This window comes from Acidovorax sp. LjRoot38 (assembly GCF_964252975.1).
GTDB classification, from domain to species: domain Bacteria; phylum Pseudomonadota; class Gammaproteobacteria; order Burkholderiales; family Burkholderiaceae_C; genus Acidovorax; species Acidovorax facilis.
The window spans coordinates 288,279-303,441 of the sequence record NZ_CAXUPT020000005.1 but is presented as its reverse complement, the minus strand read 5'-3'; the positions used below and the strand labels follow the sequence as shown (position 1 = coordinate 303,441).

General features: G+C 67.5%; 14 protein-coding genes. 7 read left to right on the top strand and 7 right to left on the bottom strand.

Translation table 11 applies throughout. The features are described 5' to 3' along the window. Positions 1 to 62 precede the first annotated feature (62 nt). The 5 genes from ACSQ22_RS11480 (at position 63) to ACSQ22_RS11460 (ending at position 5,866) form a co-directional block, all read left to right on the top strand. On the top strand, positions 63 to 1,343 hold the full coding sequence (locus tag ACSQ22_RS11480; protein ID WP_436130358.1) for an MgtC/SapB family protein: 1,281 nt from the start codon (positions 63 to 65) through the stop codon (positions 1,341 to 1,343). Positions 1,344 to 1,376: 33 nt separating this feature from the next. Next, complete coding sequence (gene dbpA / locus ACSQ22_RS11475; protein WP_436130357.1) at positions 1,377 to 2,780, top strand: ATP-dependent RNA helicase DbpA; 1,404 nt, start codon at positions 1,377 to 1,379, stop codon at positions 2,778 to 2,780. Between the two features lie 389 nt (positions 2,781 to 3,169). Continuing rightward, on the top strand, positions 3,170 to 3,913 hold the full coding sequence (locus ACSQ22_RS11470; protein WP_436130356.1) for a GntR family transcriptional regulator: 744 nt from the start codon (positions 3,170 to 3,172) through the stop codon (positions 3,911 to 3,913). Between the two features lie 120 nt (positions 3,914 to 4,033). After that, positions 4,034 to 5,044: a tripartite tricarboxylate transporter substrate binding protein gene (locus tag ACSQ22_RS11465; protein ID WP_436130355.1), complete on the top strand. Its 1,011-nt coding sequence runs from the start codon at positions 4,034 to 4,036 to the stop codon at positions 5,042 to 5,044. Between the two features lie 3 nt (positions 5,045 to 5,047). Beyond that, positions 5,048 to 5,866 (top strand): amidohydrolase family protein, encoded by an 819-nt coding sequence (locus ACSQ22_RS11460; protein WP_436130354.1) that lies wholly within the window; start codon positions 5,048 to 5,050, stop codon positions 5,864 to 5,866. A 55-nt stretch (positions 5,867 to 5,921) separates the two neighbouring features. Here the strand turns inward: ACSQ22_RS11460 and ACSQ22_RS11455 are convergent, their stop codons facing one another. The 4 genes from ACSQ22_RS11455 to ACSQ22_RS11440 all read right to left on the bottom strand — a co-directional run bounded on the left by ACSQ22_RS11455 (position 5,922) and on the right by ACSQ22_RS11440 (position 9,456). Beyond that, on the bottom strand, positions 5,922 to 6,611 hold the full coding sequence (locus tag ACSQ22_RS11455; RefSeq protein ID WP_436130353.1) for an ankyrin repeat domain-containing protein: 690 nt from the start codon (positions 6,609 to 6,611) through the stop codon (positions 5,922 to 5,924). A gap of 41 nt (positions 6,612 to 6,652) precedes the next feature. Then, a complete protein-coding gene (locus tag ACSQ22_RS11450) occupies positions 6,653 to 7,147 on the bottom strand; it encodes a GlcG/HbpS family heme-binding protein (RefSeq protein ID WP_436130352.1) in 495 nt (164 codons plus the stop codon). Positions 7,148 to 7,286: 139 nt separating this feature from the next. Continuing rightward, a complete protein-coding gene (locus tag ACSQ22_RS11445) occupies positions 7,287 to 7,919 on the bottom strand; it encodes a response regulator transcription factor (protein WP_436130351.1) in 633 nt (210 codons plus the stop codon). Further along, positions 7,909 to 9,456, bottom strand: coding sequence for a sensor histidine kinase (locus ACSQ22_RS11440; protein ID WP_436130350.1), 1,548 nt, complete (start codon positions 9,454 to 9,456; stop codon positions 7,909 to 7,911). The genes ACSQ22_RS11445 and ACSQ22_RS11440 overlap by 11 nt, the downstream gene beginning before the upstream one ends. 146 nt (positions 9,457 to 9,602) lie before the next feature. On the opposite strand from ACSQ22_RS11440, the gene ACSQ22_RS11435 reads away from it, so the two are divergent. Then, positions 9,603 to 10,553, top strand: a complete 951-nt coding sequence (locus tag ACSQ22_RS11435; protein ID WP_436130349.1) for a cation diffusion facilitator family transporter — start codon at positions 9,603 to 9,605, stop codon at positions 10,551 to 10,553. Further along, positions 10,550 to 11,002 (top strand): D-aminoacyl-tRNA deacylase, encoded by a 453-nt coding sequence (gene dtd, locus ACSQ22_RS11430; RefSeq protein ID WP_436130348.1) that lies wholly within the window; start codon positions 10,550 to 10,552, stop codon positions 11,000 to 11,002. The genes ACSQ22_RS11435 and dtd overlap by 4 nt, the downstream gene beginning before the upstream one ends. 40 nt (positions 11,003 to 11,042) lie before the next feature. Here the strand turns inward: dtd and ACSQ22_RS11425 are convergent, their stop codons facing one another. From ACSQ22_RS11425 to ACSQ22_RS11415, 3 genes are all read right to left on the bottom strand, one after another. Further along, positions 11,043 to 12,332 (bottom strand): MFS transporter, encoded by a 1,290-nt coding sequence (locus tag ACSQ22_RS11425; RefSeq protein ID WP_436130477.1) that lies wholly within the window; start codon positions 12,330 to 12,332, stop codon positions 11,043 to 11,045. An 11-nt stretch (positions 12,333 to 12,343) separates the two neighbouring features. Then, complete coding sequence (locus ACSQ22_RS11420) at positions 12,344 to 13,084, bottom strand: sulfite exporter TauE/SafE family protein (protein WP_436130347.1); 741 nt, start codon at positions 13,082 to 13,084, stop codon at positions 12,344 to 12,346. 243 nt (positions 13,085 to 13,327) lie between these two features. Further along, a complete protein-coding gene (locus tag ACSQ22_RS11415) occupies positions 13,328 to 15,160 on the bottom strand; it encodes an FG-GAP repeat protein (RefSeq protein WP_436130346.1) in 1,833 nt (610 codons plus the stop codon). Positions 15,161 to 15,163 lie beyond the last annotated feature (3 nt).

The window sequence follows — 15,163 nt, the reverse complement described above, 5'->3', positions numbered from 1 at the left end:
GTCTTTCTGTCACCATGGGGCATTGCCAGAAGAACAAAAGACAGGAAAGGTGCGGGAGTTCCATGCAGGAGTTCGGAGGTTTTTCCACAGCGCTGGCCGTGCTGGCGAGCGCGGCGGGGTGCGGTTTGCTGATGGGTATTGAGCGCGAGCGTCGCAAAGGGGCGGGGCCCGACCGGGCGCTGGCCGGGGTGCGGTCGTTCACCCTGGCTTCCCTGGGGGGCGCGGCAGCTGCGCTCACGGCGGTTCCTGTGCTGGTGGTGGTGGGGGCCGTGTTGGTAGCGGCCCTCACGGTGGTGGCCTATGCGCGCGACCGCTCCGGCGACCCTGGCGTCACTACCGAGATCGCCTTGTTTCTGGCCTATCTGATCGGGGTGACCTGCGCGCGCGACCAGTTGCTGGCCGCCGCCCTGGCGGTGGTGGTGACAGGGCTGCTGGCGTTGCGGGACGTGTTGCACCAGTTTTCCAACCAGTGGCTGCAGCCCGGCGAGGTGCGCAGCGGGCTCATTCTGGCCGCCTTGGCTTTGCTGGTGTATCCACTGGCCCCCAACACCCCCCTGTGGCAAGACGTGCTGAACCCGCAGGTGGTGGTGCGCCTGGTCATCGTGCTGCTGGTGATCCAGTCGCTGGCGCACTTGGCCAAGCGACTGATGCAGGCGCGCCATGCCGTGGCGCTGTCGGCGCTGGCCTCCGGGTTTGTGTCGAGCACCGCCACCATCGGCAGCCTGGGTATGGAGGTGCGAGCGGGCCGGGCCACGGCGCGCACCAACGCAGGCGCAGCGGTGCTGTCGTGTGTGGCCACCATGGCCCAGATCGTGGTGGTGGCCGCCACCGTGCAGCCGCAGTGGCTGGCTCGGCTGTGGCTGCCCGCGCTGGCGGGCGGGTGTGTGGCGGCCGTCGTGGGATGGTGGGGCGGGCGCGGCGCGGCGCACCTGTCTGCGAAGGCTATGGACGCCGGTGCGGAGGTGGCGGTTGCTGTACCCCCTGACACCCCTATGTTCAAGCTGCGCGATGCCTTGCTGATTGCGGCTCTGCTCACTGGCATTCAGGCCGGTGTGCAGGGGCTCACGGCGTGGCAAGGCGACGCGGGCATGCTGGCAGGCGCGCTGCTGGCGGCCCTGGCCGACGTGCATGCCGCCACGGCGGCCGTGCTGGTGCGCGGCGGCCCGCACAGCGCGGCCGCACCCGCCATCGCACAGGCCCTGATGGCCGCGCTGCTGGTGCATGCAGGCAGCAAGTGCGCGGTTGCCCTGGCCAGTGGTGGCTGGCGCTACGCGCTGGCTGTGGCACCGGGCGTGCTGGCGCACACCCTGGCTTTTGTGGGGGTGTTGGCCCTGCAGGCATAGCGGCTGGTGAAGGCGGGGCCGGATAATCGGCCAATGACCTCCAAAGAAAACCAAGCCCGCACTGATTTCAGCACGCTGGCCCTGAGCCCCGCCACGCTGGCCAACCTGCAGCAGCTGGGCTACACCACCATGACCCCCATCCAGGCGGCCAGCCTGCCGCCCGCGTTGCTGGGCAAGGACCTGATCGCCCAGGCCAGCACCGGCAGCGGCAAGACCGCCGCGTTTGCCCTGGCCCTGCTGGCCAACCTCAACCCCCGCCGTTTTGCGGTGCAGGCGCTGGTGCTGTGCCCCACGCGCGAGCTGGCCGACCAGGTGACCACCGAGATCCGCCGCCTGGCGCGGGCCGAAGAAAACATCAAGGTCGTGACCCTGTGTGGCGGCGTGCCGCTGCGCGCACAGACACTGAGCCTGGAGCATGGCGCGCACATCGTGGTGGGCACGCCCGGCCGCGTGATGGACCACCTGGAGCGCCAGCACCTGTCGCTGGAAGCGCTCAACACCCTGGTGCTCGATGAGGCCGACCGCATGCTCGACATGGGCTTCTTCGACGACATCGTCGTGGTGGCCAAGCAGTGCCCCAAGGAGCGCCAGACGCTGCTGTTTTCGGCCACGTACCCCGATGGCATCGCCAAGCTCAGCGCCCAGTTCATGAAGTCGCCCGAGCAGATCACGGTGCAGGCCCAGCATGCCGAAGGCAAGATCGAGCAGCGCTGGTACGAGGTGAAAAACAGCGAGCGCCTGCACACGGTGTCGCAGCTGCTCAACCACTTCCGTCCAGAATCGTCCATCGCGTTCTGCAACACCAAGCAGCAGTGCCGCGACCTGGTGGGTGTGCTGCAGGCCCAGGGCTTCAGCGCGCTGGCGCTGTTTGGCGAGCTGGAGCAACGTGAGCGTGATCAGGTGCTGGTGCAGTTTGCCAACCGCAGTTGCTCGGTGCTGGTGGCCACCGACGTGGCCGCGCGGGGCCTTGACATTGCCAACCTGGCCGCCGTGATCAACGTGGATGTGACGCCCGACCCCGAGGTGCACATCCATCGCATCGGCCGCACCGGCCGGGGCGATGCCGACGGCCTGGCGCTGAACCTGGCCAGCCTGGACGAGATGGGCTATGTGGGCAAGATTGAGCAACTGCAGGGCCGCGAGTCGCGCTGGTTCCCGGTGGCGGACCTCACGCCCACGGGCAGCGGCCCGCTGGTGCCGCCCATGGTCACCATCCAGATCATCGGTGGCCGCAAGGAAAAGATCCGTGCGGGCGACGTACTGGGCGCGCTCACGGGCGAGATGGGCTACACCCGCGAGCAGATCGGCAAGATCAATGTGAACGACTTCTCCACCTACGTGGCGGTGGACCGCACCATCGGCGCGCAGGCCGCCCAGCGCCTGAACCAGGGCCGCGTGAAGGGCAAGACCGTGAAGGCGCGGCTCGTCACGGACTGAGAGGCTGAGAGTCTTTTATCCATGCCCGCCTTGCGCGCGAAACCGCCCCGGCTCGTCGTTGCAAATGCTCGCCATAGCCCGAGCTATGGCTGTGCTTTGCGCCTAGATCCGAGGCGTTTTCGCGCGCTTTTCGGGCTCGCCTAAAAACTCTCAGCCTCTGAGGCGCTCACGTGGGGCCAGCGCCGCTGCGCGGAGGCTGGCTGCGCTGGTGGCAGGTGAAAGTTTGGGTGAAAAATGCCGCCAGCGCTTGATGGGTGTCATTTGTTGCTATCTATTTGATAGTTGTCAGGTTCTGCCCGGCGGCGGATCATTTCCGCAGCTGTTTTTTTCACGCCGCCTGTGGCATCTGCGCATTGCACCAAGACCTATAGAGGACTATAGTTCTTGGTATGACCACATCCCACAAAGTTGTTGCCTTTGACAGTGCCCCGGGACTGAGCCGCTACGCCGCCCTGGCCGCCGCCCTGCGTGCCCGCGTGGTGGCAGGGGAGTGGCCACCCGGCTCGGCCCTGCCGGCAGAAAGCCTGCTGGCCACCGAGCACCAGGTGGCGCTGGGCACCATGCGCCGTGCGCTGGAACTCCTGGTGGCGCAAGGCCTGGTGGAACGCATACACGGCCGGGGCACCTTTGTGCGCCAGGGGATTGCCGGTGCGTCTATGCTGCGTTTTTTTAGGTTTGACAGCGGCAGTGGCGAAATGCCACGCTCGCGCATCCTGTCACGCCAGCGCGTGGCGGCCCCGGCCGTCGTGGCCCGCAGGCTGGGCTTGGCCACGGGCGAGATGGTGCTGCGGCTGCAGCGTTTGCGCCTGCTGGCCGACCAGCCCTGTCTGCTGGAAGAGCTGTGGTTGCCGCTGGATGTGTTTGCTCCCCTGGCCGAAGGCAGCACCGCCGAATGGGACGACCTGCTGTACCCCATGTTCGCGCGGCGCTGCGGCGTGCAAGTGCACCGTGCCGTGGACGACATTGGCTTTGCCGTGCTGACGGCCGCTCAGGCCATCCCCCTGGGGCTGGCCGCAGGCCATCCGGGCGTGGTGGTGCAACGGGCCGCCTACGACCTGGGCGGGCGCTGCGTCGAATGGCGCACCACGCGCGGCGATGCCCATGCCTTTCACTACACCGTGACCATTACATGAACCACAACCGCGGGGGTGTCCGTGGCCTGGCAAGCCAGTTCCACACCCCCTGCTGGACTTGGGGCGCCGGCTTCCTGCGTGTCCCCCTGAACGCCTGAAAACTCAACCAAGGAGACCTGTATGCACCATCTGTCCGATCCTCTGAACCCCCCTGGTTTGTCGCGCCGCGCGGCCCTGGCTGCCGTAGGCGCCACCTTGGCCGCCCCCTGGGTGCACACCCGCGCCGCGGGCGTGGGCGGCGGACGCACCGTGACCCTGGTTGTCTCTTACCCGGCAGGCGGCGGTGCCGACCTGATGGCCCGCATCATCGCGCCCCGCATGGCCGAGGCGCTGGGGCAAGGCGTTGTGGTGGACAACAAGCCCGGCGCCAGCGGCCAGCTGGCCGCATCGGCGGTGGCCCGCGCCATGCCGGATGGCACCACACTGCTGCTCGATGCATCGTCGTTCGCTGTCAATCCATCGCTCTACCCCAAGCTGCCCTACGACAGCAACACGGCCTTTGTGCCACTGGCCGTGTTGGCGACCTTTCCGAACGTGCTGGTGTGCCACCCGGGCTTCGGTGTCAATTCCGTCAAGGAAGTCATCGCGCGCGCCAAGGCCAAGCCCGAGGACGTGGCCTATGCGTCGTCCGGCAATGGTTCGGCCCAGCATCTGGCGGGGGCGTTGTTTGAAGAGCGCACAGGCGTGCGGCTGTCCCACATTCCCTACCGTGGGGGCGGCCCTGCCATGAACGACGTGATGGGAGGCCAGGTGCCGCTGTTTTTTGCCAATGTGGCCTCGTCCCTGGGCCACATTCAGGCGGGCAAGCTGCGGCCGCTGGCAGTGACCAGCGCCGTGCGCGCTCGCTCGCTGCCCGATGTGCCCACCATGGCGCAGGCCGGCGTGGCCGACTACGAAGTGCTGGAGTGGAACCCCGTGCTGGCTCCGGCGGGCATGGCGCCCGAGGTGCGCACGCAGCTGGTCAACGCCATCCGCAAGGCGCTGGGAGACCCTGAGGTGCTGGGCCGCATCCGCGCGCTGGGCGGCGATGCCTTTCCCGATGCCACCCAGGCCAGTGCGGGCAAGTTTATCCAGGCCCAGCAAGCGCAGTGGGGCAAGGTCATCCGTGAGCGCAAGATCGTGGTGGGCTGACCCATGGGTGCGCTGGCCACATCCACACCGTTGCGGGATGCCCTGGAGGGATGGGATACGCACATCCATGTGTTTGATGCCGCCGCCCCGGTCCAGGCCGGGCACTACCAGCCTGCGCACCAGCCTCTCGAACGCATTGAGGCAGAAGCCGCGAAGCTGGGCGTGGGCCACCTCGTGTTGGTGCAGCCCAGCGTGTACGGCACCGACAACCGGCTGGTGCTCGACGCCCTGGCCCGCGAACCGGGTCGGCACCGCGCGGTGGTGGTGGTGGATACCGACATTGCCGACAGCGAACTGCACACCATGCACGCACTGGGCGTGCGCGGCGTGCGTTTCAATCTGGTGTCTCCCGTGGGCAACGGGGCGCAGGCCATGCAGGCACTGGCGCCCCGCCTGAAGGCGCTGGGCTGGCATGTGCAGTGGTATGCAGCACCCGCACAACTCGCGCAGATTGCCCAGCTGCATGCGCAAACGGGGCTGCCCTGTGTGCTGGACCATCTGGCGGGGATGCACGCCGCCTTGGCGCAGGACGATGCGGCCTGGCAGGCGCTGGCAAGGCTGGCCGACCTGGGGGCATGGGTCAAGCTGTCGGGCTGGTACCGCCTTCAGGCCGGGGCCCCCTACGCCGAACTGCACGGCGCGATCCGCCGCGTGGCCGGTCTGATGGGTGAGCGGCTGGTGTGGGGTTCGGACTGGCCCCATACGGCGTTTGCTCCGGACGCCATGCCCGCCTACGCGGGTGTGTGGGAGCCGGTGGTGAATGCCCTGGGCGCGGCGCGCGCCGACAAGGTGCGCATGGCGGGCGCTAAGCTGTACCGCTGAAGCGAAGTGCGTTTGGAGGACATTGGCATGGGTGCTTGCCGCACCCGCCGTCTCTTTACCTGGCGCCTGCCTCTTCCAGCATCCGCACCATTTCGCTGAAGCCGCGCTGCCGTGCAAGTTGGAGCGGCGTGTTGCCCTGTCGGTCGGTCAGCGTTTGGCTCGCACCCGCCCGCAACAGGGCTTGCAGGGTCGCTTGGTGGCGCGGGCCGCCGTTGCCCAGCACGATGGACTCGATGAGCGCCGTCCAGTGCAGGTTGTTCACATGGTCGAGCGGCGCGCCAGCGGCGATCAGCTGGCGCACCACGCCGTCGTGCCCCAGGTGGGCAGCGGCGATGAGCGCCGTGCCGTCGTAGCGGCTGGTCACCTGTTTGGCGCTGGCGCCCAGTTGCAGCAGCACGCGCAGCGTGGCCTCGTCGTCGGCCACGGCGGCAATGGTCACGGCGTCGTAACGGTCGTTTTCCAGCAGATCCAGGCCAGCGCCCGCTTTGGCAAGGGCGCGGATCGCTTCGGCCTGCCGGGCGTATGTGGCCACATGCAGCGGTGTGCGACCGTAAGCGTCGCGTGCGTTCAGGTCACCCTTTGCGGCAATCAGCTTGTTCAACGTCGGCATGTCGCCCCGCGCCGCAGCGGCATGCAGGCCCTGGTAGGCCGCTGTTTCGGCCGCCGTGGGAGGCACCTGGCCCTGGGCCGTGGTGGCACAGGCCAGTGCAGCGGCCAGTGTGAATACAAGGTTCCAGTGCTTCACGGGTGTCTCCGATGGCGTGCGTTGCAGGTGTGGGCGGGGGGTTACTTCAGCAGATCCTGCACCTTGGCGATGCCTGCGACTGCGCATTGCTCGTCCAGGTGGCCACCGGGTGCGCCGCCCACGCCCACGGCGCCGATGACTTCGTTACCCACCTTCACCGGCACGCCGCCGCCCAGCAGCAGGTAGCCAGGGATGTTCACCAGGTTGGCAGCAGCGGGGTTTTTCTGCGCGCCTTCCATCATGGCCAGCGTGGTGTTCTTGGCCGATGCCGAGGTGTAGGCCTTCAGGCGGCTGGCTTCCAGCGTGTGGGGGCCTGCGTTGTCGGCGCGGTGCACGGCGCGCACGGTGCCTGCGCGGTCCACCACGGTGGCGGTCACGTTGTAGCCGTTGGCGCTGCAGGTGGCGACGGTTTGCGCGGCGATCTGCGTGGCCAGGCCCAGCGAGATGTTCTTTTCGGTGCGTACGCCTTCGGCGCTGGCCGCTGTGGCGATCAGGGACAGGGTGAGGGCGGCGATGGTGGCGAGGCGGTTTTGCATGGTGTTCTCCGGTGTTTTTGACGTCGGCACCACCCGTTGTGGCGCCGTGGGAGAACTGTAGAAAACGCTGCGGTTTTCAGCCATTCGGGCGGCTACGCGCGGGCCTCCGTAAAACTACGGAAGGCCTTGGCAAAGCAGCTCAGGATGCCGCATCCACCAGCGCCGCATACCACCGTATCAGCTGCGCCAGCGATTCCGCCCCCAGCTTGCCAAACAGGTTGGCGCGGTGCGTTTCCACCGTGCGGGGCGACAGTGTCAGCGCGCGCCCAATCTCCTTGTTGGTCAGGCCCTCCACGATCAAGCCCAGCACCTCGCGCTCGCGGGCCGACAGTTGCGCGAAGCGCTCGCGCGCCTGCTGGTCGGCCTGGTGGCGCTCGCGGGATCGCACATGCTGGCGCACGGCGTTCTGCAGGGCTTCGATCAGCACTTCGTCGTCCACCGGTTTTTCCAGAAACTCCGCCGCCCCGGCCTTGAACGCGCGGCGGCACATCTCCACCGTGCCGTGGCCGGTCAGCAGGATCATGGGCTGGTCCACGCCCTGCGCGAGCAGCTGCTCCAGCACCGTGAGGCCGCTGATGCCGGGCATGCGCACATCGAGCACGATGGCGCCGATGCTGGCGCGGTCAAACCCTGCCATGAAGGACTGCGGGTCGGCCCAGGCCTGTACGCGCAGGCCCACGGTGCTGATGAGCAGGGAGAGGCTGTCGCGCACGGCGGCATCGTCGTCCACCAGGTGGATCAGGGGCGAGAGGGATTGCGCGTTATCGGTCATGGGCGGGCGGTGCAGTGGGCAGGGTCAGCACAAACTCCGCGCCCCGTAGGCCTTGGGCTGGCGCAGTGGCCTCAGGCGCCAGGGCCAGCTGCGCGCCCATGGCCTGCGCCAGGCTGTCGCACAGTGTCAGGCCCAGTCCCAGCCCGCCCGTGCGTGTGGTGTAGAACGGCTCGAACAGCCGCTGGCGTGCCTCGGGTGGTATGCCCGGGCCGTGGTCGCGCACCGACAGGGCCACGTGCCCGGTATCGGTGCGCGCCAGGGCAATGTGCAGCTGGCGTTCGGTGGCTGGCACCTGTTCCAGGGCCTGCAATGCATTCATCAGCAGGTTGTGGATGATCTGCTGCAGGGCCACAGGCTCGGCCAGCACGGTGGGCAGGTCGGGAGTGGTGGTCACGCTGGGCACCACCCCCCGCTGGGCCAGCTCGGGCTCCAGTAGGTGCAGCGCGTCGTGCACGGCCGTGGGCAGCGCCAGCGGCTGGGCCTGGCCTGCCAGGTCGGGGCGCTCCACCAGGCGGCGCAGGCGACCCACCACAGTGGAAGCGCGGCGTGCCTGCTCTACCGCACGGGCCATGGCCGTCTGGGCGGTCTCGAGGTCGGGCGGCTCATCGGCCAGCAGGCGCTGGGCGGCCTGGGTGCTCGACAGCAGGGCCGTCAGTGGCTGGTTCAGCTCGTGCGCCATGCCGGCGGCCAGCTCGCCCAGTGTGTTCAGGCGTGCCACCTGGCCCAGGCGCAGCAGCTCTTCGGCCCGCTGGCGGGCCACGCGCTGGCGCCACAGTGCGCGGCCTGCAGCCCACAGCGCAGCGGTCAGCACGCACCAGCCCAGCATGCCCCACCACGGCAGCTCGTGCAGGCCCACGCTGCGGCGGGCCACCACGTCCAGCGGCTGGCTTTGTGCCGCCAACAGCTTGTGAAACTCGTAGGTGCGGCTCCAGGCGCCCACGTCAGATCGGCCCGGCTGTACGACGAAAGCCTCGCCATCGCGCTCCAGCGTCACACGCACGGGGCTGGTGGACCTGTCCATGGGCCACTCGTCCATGGGAATGGTGCTGCGCAGGTCGATGTGCAGTGCGTAGCTGGCGGGCGTGCCTGCCAGCACGAGGTGATAGCGGCCTGCGGGCAGGTTCAGCCCTGCCATGGCCGCATGGCCGGTGCGGCGTGAGGAGGCTTCAGCGGCCGCCAGTTCTGCCTGTAGTGCGGGGGGCCAATCACTCTGCGCTGTGCGCTGCAGCACCGCCAGAATTTGCGGGTAGACCGAAGGCAGGCGGGGCAGGGGGGATGCGGCGTCGGTGCTGTTGCTCGCTGCGGCGGTGGGCTGCAGCAACGCCAGCGTGGCCATGATGGCATCGTGCTGCACCACACGCTGGCTCAGTAGCCGGTGCACGATGCGCGCGTCGGTCTCGAACGCTGCGTGCAGCTGCTGCAAACGCGCGACGGCCAGCCAGCTGGCGCCCGCGCATGCGACCACGGCCCAGAGCAGCAGGCTGGGGAGATGCAGGGTGCGGTACGAGGGAAGGCGGCGGCGCCATGCCGGGGTCATGCGCGGATTCTGGCATGGGGGCTTGCGCGGGACGCGCTTCGCCGAAGGTAGCGCTGTCTGAGCAATCGGCGTAAAGCGGGTCTTAAGGCCGCTCTGGTGTAATTCCGGCTCGGTTCTTCAGCGCTGCTCCTCCAATACCTCCATCCATGTCCAACCCTGCTCCAAAGCCTCACCAATGGCTCACACCCCGCAACCTGCTGTGGGCATCTATTGCGGTGGCGGGAGTCACCATTGCTCTCAAGACGCTGGCCTGGGTGGTCACTGGCTCGGTGGGCCTGCTGTCGGATGCGATGGAGTCGTTTGTCAACCTGGCCAGCGCCATGTTTGCGCTGGCCATGGTGACCGTGGCGGCGCGGCCTGCGGATGACGACCACCCCTACGGCCACCACAAGGCTGAGTATTTTTCGTCAGGGTTCGAAGGCATCCTCATCGTGGGGGTGTCGGGGGGCATCCTGTGGGCGGCCGGGCACCGGCTGATGGACCCGCAGCCCATCGAACAGTTGGGCTGGGGCCTGGGCCTGTCGGTGCTCAGCTCGGCGCTCAATGGCTTTCTCGCGTGGCTCATGTTCCGCTCGGCCCGCGAGTACCGCTCCATCGCGCTGGAGGCCGATGCGCGCCATCTCGTCACCGACGTGTGGACCTCGGCCGGTGTGCTGGTGGGCATTGCGGGCGCGGCCCTCACGGGCTGGCTGTGGCTGGATGCGCTGGCGGCGATTGCAGTGGCGCTGAATATCCTGAAAGAGGGCGTGGAGCTGGTGTGGCGATCCTCCCAGGGCCTGATGGATTCAGCGGTAGAGCCCGAGGTGCAGGCCACCATCGACGCCACGTTGCACCAGTTTGTGCAATCGCAGGCGCCCGGTGCCGTGCGGTTTGACCATGTCTCCACCCGCCGTGCGGGCCAGCGCCAGTTTGTGGACATGCACCTGCACATGCCCGCCGACTGGACCCTGCGCCACGCCGCCGAGCTGCGCGGCCAGGTCGAGCGTGCGCTGATGACCGCCGTACCCGGCCTGCGCGCCACCATCGAGCTGCTGCCCACCGATGTGGAAGCGCATTTCGACGACCCCCGTGACGATTTGAAGGATGCCGTGAAGTGATCAGCGTATTGCAGCGTGTGCGCGAAGCGCGCGTGGAGGTGAACGGGCAGACCGTGGGCGCCATCGGCGCAGGCCTGCTGGTGCTGGTGTGTGCCGAACGCGGTGACACGGAGATGGAGGCCGACAAACTGCTGGCCAAGATCCTCAAGCTGCGCATTTTTTCGGACGCCGCAGGCAAGATGAACCAGAGCGTGCAGGACATCGGTGGTGGCCTGCTGCTGGTCAGCCAGTTCACGCTGGCGGCAGACACCACCGGCGGCAACCGCCCCAGCTTCACCCAGGCGGCTGCACCCGATGAGGGGCGGCGGCTGTACGACTATGTGGTTGCCCAGGCGCGCAAGGTGCACCCCGAGGTGGCCACGGGCCAGTTTGCCGCCGATATGCAGGTGCACCTCGTCAATGACGGCCCGGTGACCATCCCGCTGCGGATACCTCCTACAGCGGCTTAGTGGTCAAAATAGATAGCATTCAGCGCTTGATGGATAAGCGCTATGGCCTTGTTTTCCTTTTATTTTCGAGAGAAACCAAGGGCGACACCGGCAGCACCCGGAACCCTGCCGACGCCAGCGCCAGCCAGGTGGCAATGGCCAGCATGACGGCCGTGTAGGCATCCCACCCCTGGCGCTGCGCCCAGGTGGCGACGATGCCAGTGAACCACTGCATCAGCGCCACACCCAGGAACATCGCCATGGTGTAGGCCGACAGTGCCCGGCCTGTGAGCGTGGGCGGATAGGAGGCCCGCACATCGGCGTACTGCAGCACGCCATAGCCCGACAGCAGGCCCATCAGCAAAATCAGCACCACGCTGGCCGCAGCGCTCCCGTGCAGGAACGCCAGCACCATGAACAGGCTCGCCATGAGCAGCGATGCATTGCCGATCCAGCGCCTGCGGCGGGCGATGCCCGGGTCCAGCCGACCGCCCAGACCCGGCGCGAAGAGGGCAATCAGCGAGAGCCCCAGCGCAACGTTGCCACTGTCCACCAGCGAGAGGTGGTAGCGGTCCATCAGCAGCGGTGCCAGCCACAGGCCGCGCAGCGACAAAAATGCGGCGTAGCCCGACATGCCCAGCAGCAGAATGCCCCAGGTGTGCGGCACGGTGAGCAGCTGGCCAAAGCCCAGCAGCGCCTGGCCCCAGGTTTCGCGCTGCGCCGGGGGCGGCACCAGAGGGGTGGGCTCGTGCACGCGCAGCCAGATCAGCAGCCACGACAGCGCGCTAAGCACCGCCAACACGGCATAACCCGTGCGCCAGCCACCGCCGTGTTGCACCAGCCAGGCCAGCGGCGTGCCGGTGAACAGCAGGCCCAGGCCACCCACACCCATCGCCACGCCCGACAGGTAGGCAAACCGGTCCGCTGGAAAATGCCGTGCAATGAACAGCGTGCAGGCCAGAAACGCGGGCGAGCAGCCCACGCCGATCAGCAGTTGCCCTGCCATCAGCCAGGGGTAGGTCGGCGCGGTGGCCGAGAGCGCCGACCCCGCAACCGCCAGCGGAAACGCCGTGAGTACCGTGCGCCGCAGGCCGTACAGGTCCAGCCCCACGCCCATCAGCAACTGGGCCACGCCGAAGGAAAGGCCAAACAGCCCCGCAAACGCGCCCAGCGACCCTGGCGAGAGCCCGAAGTCCGCCGTCAGTCCTTGGGCCACCATGGCCGTGGTGGTGCGAAAGGCCTGGCTCAGTGCAAACCCGCTGAGCAGCGCAAGCAGCATGACCCACAGCGCACGCGGTGATGGCCGGCCGCTGTCCGCAGGAAGGGATGGAGATGCCGACGAGGACGGCAAGGGGCTGCCGCTCACTGCCGCCAGAAGAACAGAGCGGCCATTACCAGCCCGGTAGCCACAATGCCCCAGCGCAGCACGTTAGCAGGCAGCTTGCGCGCTACGCGTGCACCACCATACCCGCCTGCGGTGGCGGCCATCATCATCATCAGCGCCTGCTGCCACAGCACCACGCCACCTGCCGCATAGATGAGCACGGCAATGGCGGTAAGCAGGGCCGACACCCAGTTCTTGAGGCCGTTCATAGCGTTCAGGTTCGTCTGCCCCAGCAGGCCGAACAGCGCCAGCAGAAGGATGCCCAGCCCGCCGTTGAAATAGCCGCCATAGGCAGCCACCGCCAGCACGCCCACCGTGGCCTTGGCGGTGGAGGGTTTGCCGCCCGCCAGCATCCGGCGCAGCTGCGGCCCGAATGCAAACAGCGCCGTGGCCGCCAGCAGCAGCCAGGGAACCACGCGGCGGAAGGTGGCGTCGGGTGTGACCAGCAGCAGCGCGGCCCCGGCCGCGCCCCCGATGAGTGAGAGCACCACCAACAAGCGCATCGACAGCCCCGGCGGCGGTGCCGTGTCTTCGCGGAAACCCCATGCGCCGGCCATGTAGCCGGGCAGCAGGGCCACCGTGCCCGTGGCATTGGCCACCACAGGCGGCACGCCGGTGAAGACGAGGGCGGGCAGGGTCAGAAAACTGCCGCCTCCGGCGACGGCGTTGAGGGCGCCGGCAACGAAGGCGGCGGTGAGCAGCAGGGCGGTGTTAAACATGCACCGATATTAGAAGGCGGCGCAGCGGTCATTAGCGCTGGCGCGGGTGCAACAGTTTTGTCTGCGTACGTCCGATGGCCAACGTCCACATGACAGCTCGTACGGGGTGGCGTTGACGTTCCGGGTGGAGTTGTAGTCCTTTACGTCATAGTCCACGGCGATGCCTGAGGGTGCCGAGGGACCGGAGGCCCAGGCACCGGAGGATCGAAAGCATGGTGGCGGTGCTTTTCTTTTCGAGGGCGGTCAGTAAAGATACAGCGCACCGTCGAACTGGTTGTCCGCCCCGACGGCCAGCGTGTGTCCATCGGCCGACAAGGCCAGGGTCCGGCCGAAGGCCAGCGACATCTTGGTGCTCATTGGCTTTACATAGGCGCGCTGGTTCCAGGTGCTGCCGTCGCGGCGGTAGATATACGCGGCGCCAGCCTGCCAGACGGTGTTGTCGGCTTGGTTGCCATTCATGCCGGTGGCGCTGCTTGCCTCTTGGGGGCCGCCCACAGCCAGTGTGTTGCCGTCAAACGATAGCGCCAGGGCATTGCCGAACACGTCCCCTGTGTCGGTATTGCTGGCCTTGATATAGGCCTGCTGGTTCCAGCCGACGCTGCCGCGCGTGTAGACGTAGGCGGCCCCGGCTCCTTGTGCAGAGTTGTCACTCTGCACCCCCTGGATGCCCGTGGCCTTGCTGGCTTCGCCCTGCGCGCCCACAGCCAGTGTTGCCCCGTCGCCTGAAAGGGCGAGGCGATAACCGAAAAAGTCGTTGGCATCGGTGTTGCTGGCCTTGATGTAAGCCTGCTGGCTCCAGACGCTGCTGCTTCGCGTGAACAGGTATACGGCCCCCGCTTTGTTCGCGGACCTGTCTGCTTGGTTGCCGTTGATGCCCGTTGCCGCACTGCGTTCGCCCAGCGCACCAACCGCCAACGTGTTCCCATCGGCTGACAGGGCCAGGCTGGTGCCAAATTGCTGGGCGTTGGCGATGACGTTGATGAACCCGGGGGCTGTCACGTATTCGGGCGTCTGCTCGGTGTTGCTTGCCTTCACATAGGCCTGCTGGTTCCAGGTGTTCGCAAAACGGCTGAATACGTAAACGGCCCCAGCGCTTGGCATCATGGAATTCGTCTGGTCGCCGTGGATGCCAGTGGCGTTGCTGGATTCACGCACCGCGCTTACGGCCAGCGTGTTGCCATCTGTCGCCAGCGCAACACTCCAGCCGAACGATTGGGCCACGCCGGTGTTGCTCGGTTTCACATAGGCTTGCTGAGTCCATTGGCTGTTGCTGCGGGTGAAGACATACGCCGCTCCGGGGCTGCCCGACTTGGAGGTGTCCGTCTGGTCGCCGTTGATGCCCGTGGCACCGCCACGTTCCCCAATGGAGCCCACGGCCAACGTATTGCCGTCGGCCGACAGTGCCACACTGAAGCCAAACGACGTTTCGGACGCGGTATTGCTGGCCTTGATGTAGGACTGCTGGGTCCAGCCGCCGCCGCTGCGCACGAACACCACCACGGCGCCGGAGCCGGGCGCTGCGGCGTTCCCCGGATCCCCATTGATGCCGGTCGCGCCGCTGTCGTCGCCCGTCGCCCCTACCGCCAGGGTGCTGCCGTCTGCAGAGAGGGCCACGCTGTTGCCCCATCGTGCCGATAGGCCCGTGTGGTTGGGCTGGATCTGGCCAATGGCTTTCGTGAGGTCGGGCACCAGCGCGGCGGTAAAGGCGCCGCAGCCGCTGGCATCGCAGGCGCGCACGCGGTAGCTGGCATTTACCCGCTCGTGCAACAACTGGGATGTCAGGCTGTGTGCGTAAGCGGTGTTTGCAAGCGTGCCCCCGATCTGCACCTCTGGTTGGGAGCCCGTTGCGCCATCGGGGTCCTCGAACAGTTCATACCGTGTGGCGTTGGTGCTGGCGTTCCAGCTGAAGTTGTAGGCCTTGACGTCATAGCCCACGGTGAAGCCCGTGGGGGACACGGGGCCTGAGGGCGCAGGATCAGAGGGCTCGGCGCTGCCGGAGCCCCCGCAGGCCGTCAAAGCCAGAGCCAGGGGCGCAGCGAGCGACAAGGCGCTCAGGCGCCGGGGGATCAATACCATGGT

Bases quoted from the DNA above. Each gene is read 5' to 3' on its own strand.
- ACSQ22_RS11465 (WP_436130355.1), top strand. From the start codon at position 4,034: ATGCACCATCTGTCCGATCCTCTGAACCCCCCTGGTTTGTCGCGCCGC.
- ACSQ22_RS11450 (WP_436130352.1), bottom strand. From the start codon at position 7,147: ATGCAAAACCGCCTCGCCACCATCGCCGCCCTCACCCTGTCCCTGATC.
- ACSQ22_RS11435 (WP_436130349.1), top strand. From the start codon at position 9,603: ATGTCCAACCCTGCTCCAAAGCCTCACCAATGGCTCACACCCCGCAAC.
- dbpA (WP_436130357.1), top strand. From the start codon at position 1,377: ATGACCTCCAAAGAAAACCAAGCCCGCACTGATTTCAGCACGCTGGCC.
- ACSQ22_RS11440 (WP_436130350.1), bottom strand. From the start codon at position 9,456: ATGACCCCGGCATGGCGCCGCCGCCTTCCCTCGTACCGCACCCTGCAT.
- ACSQ22_RS11470 (WP_436130356.1), top strand. From the start codon at position 3,170: ATGACCACATCCCACAAAGTTGTTGCCTTTGACAGTGCCCCGGGACTG.
- ACSQ22_RS11480 (WP_436130358.1), top strand. From the start codon at position 63: ATGCAGGAGTTCGGAGGTTTTTCCACAGCGCTGGCCGTGCTGGCGAGC.
- ACSQ22_RS11420 (WP_436130347.1), bottom strand. From the start codon at position 13,084: ATGTTTAACACCGCCCTGCTGCTCACCGCCGCCTTCGTTGCCGGCGCC.
- ACSQ22_RS11460 (WP_436130354.1), top strand. From the start codon at position 5,048: ATGGGTGCGCTGGCCACATCCACACCGTTGCGGGATGCCCTGGAGGGA.
- ACSQ22_RS11445 (WP_436130351.1), bottom strand. From the start codon at position 7,919: ATGACCGATAACGCGCAATCCCTCTCGCCCCTGATCCACCTGGTGGAC.
- ACSQ22_RS11415 (WP_436130346.1), bottom strand. From the start codon at position 15,160: ATGGTATTGATCCCCCGGCGCCTGAGCGCCTTGTCGCTCGCTGCGCCC.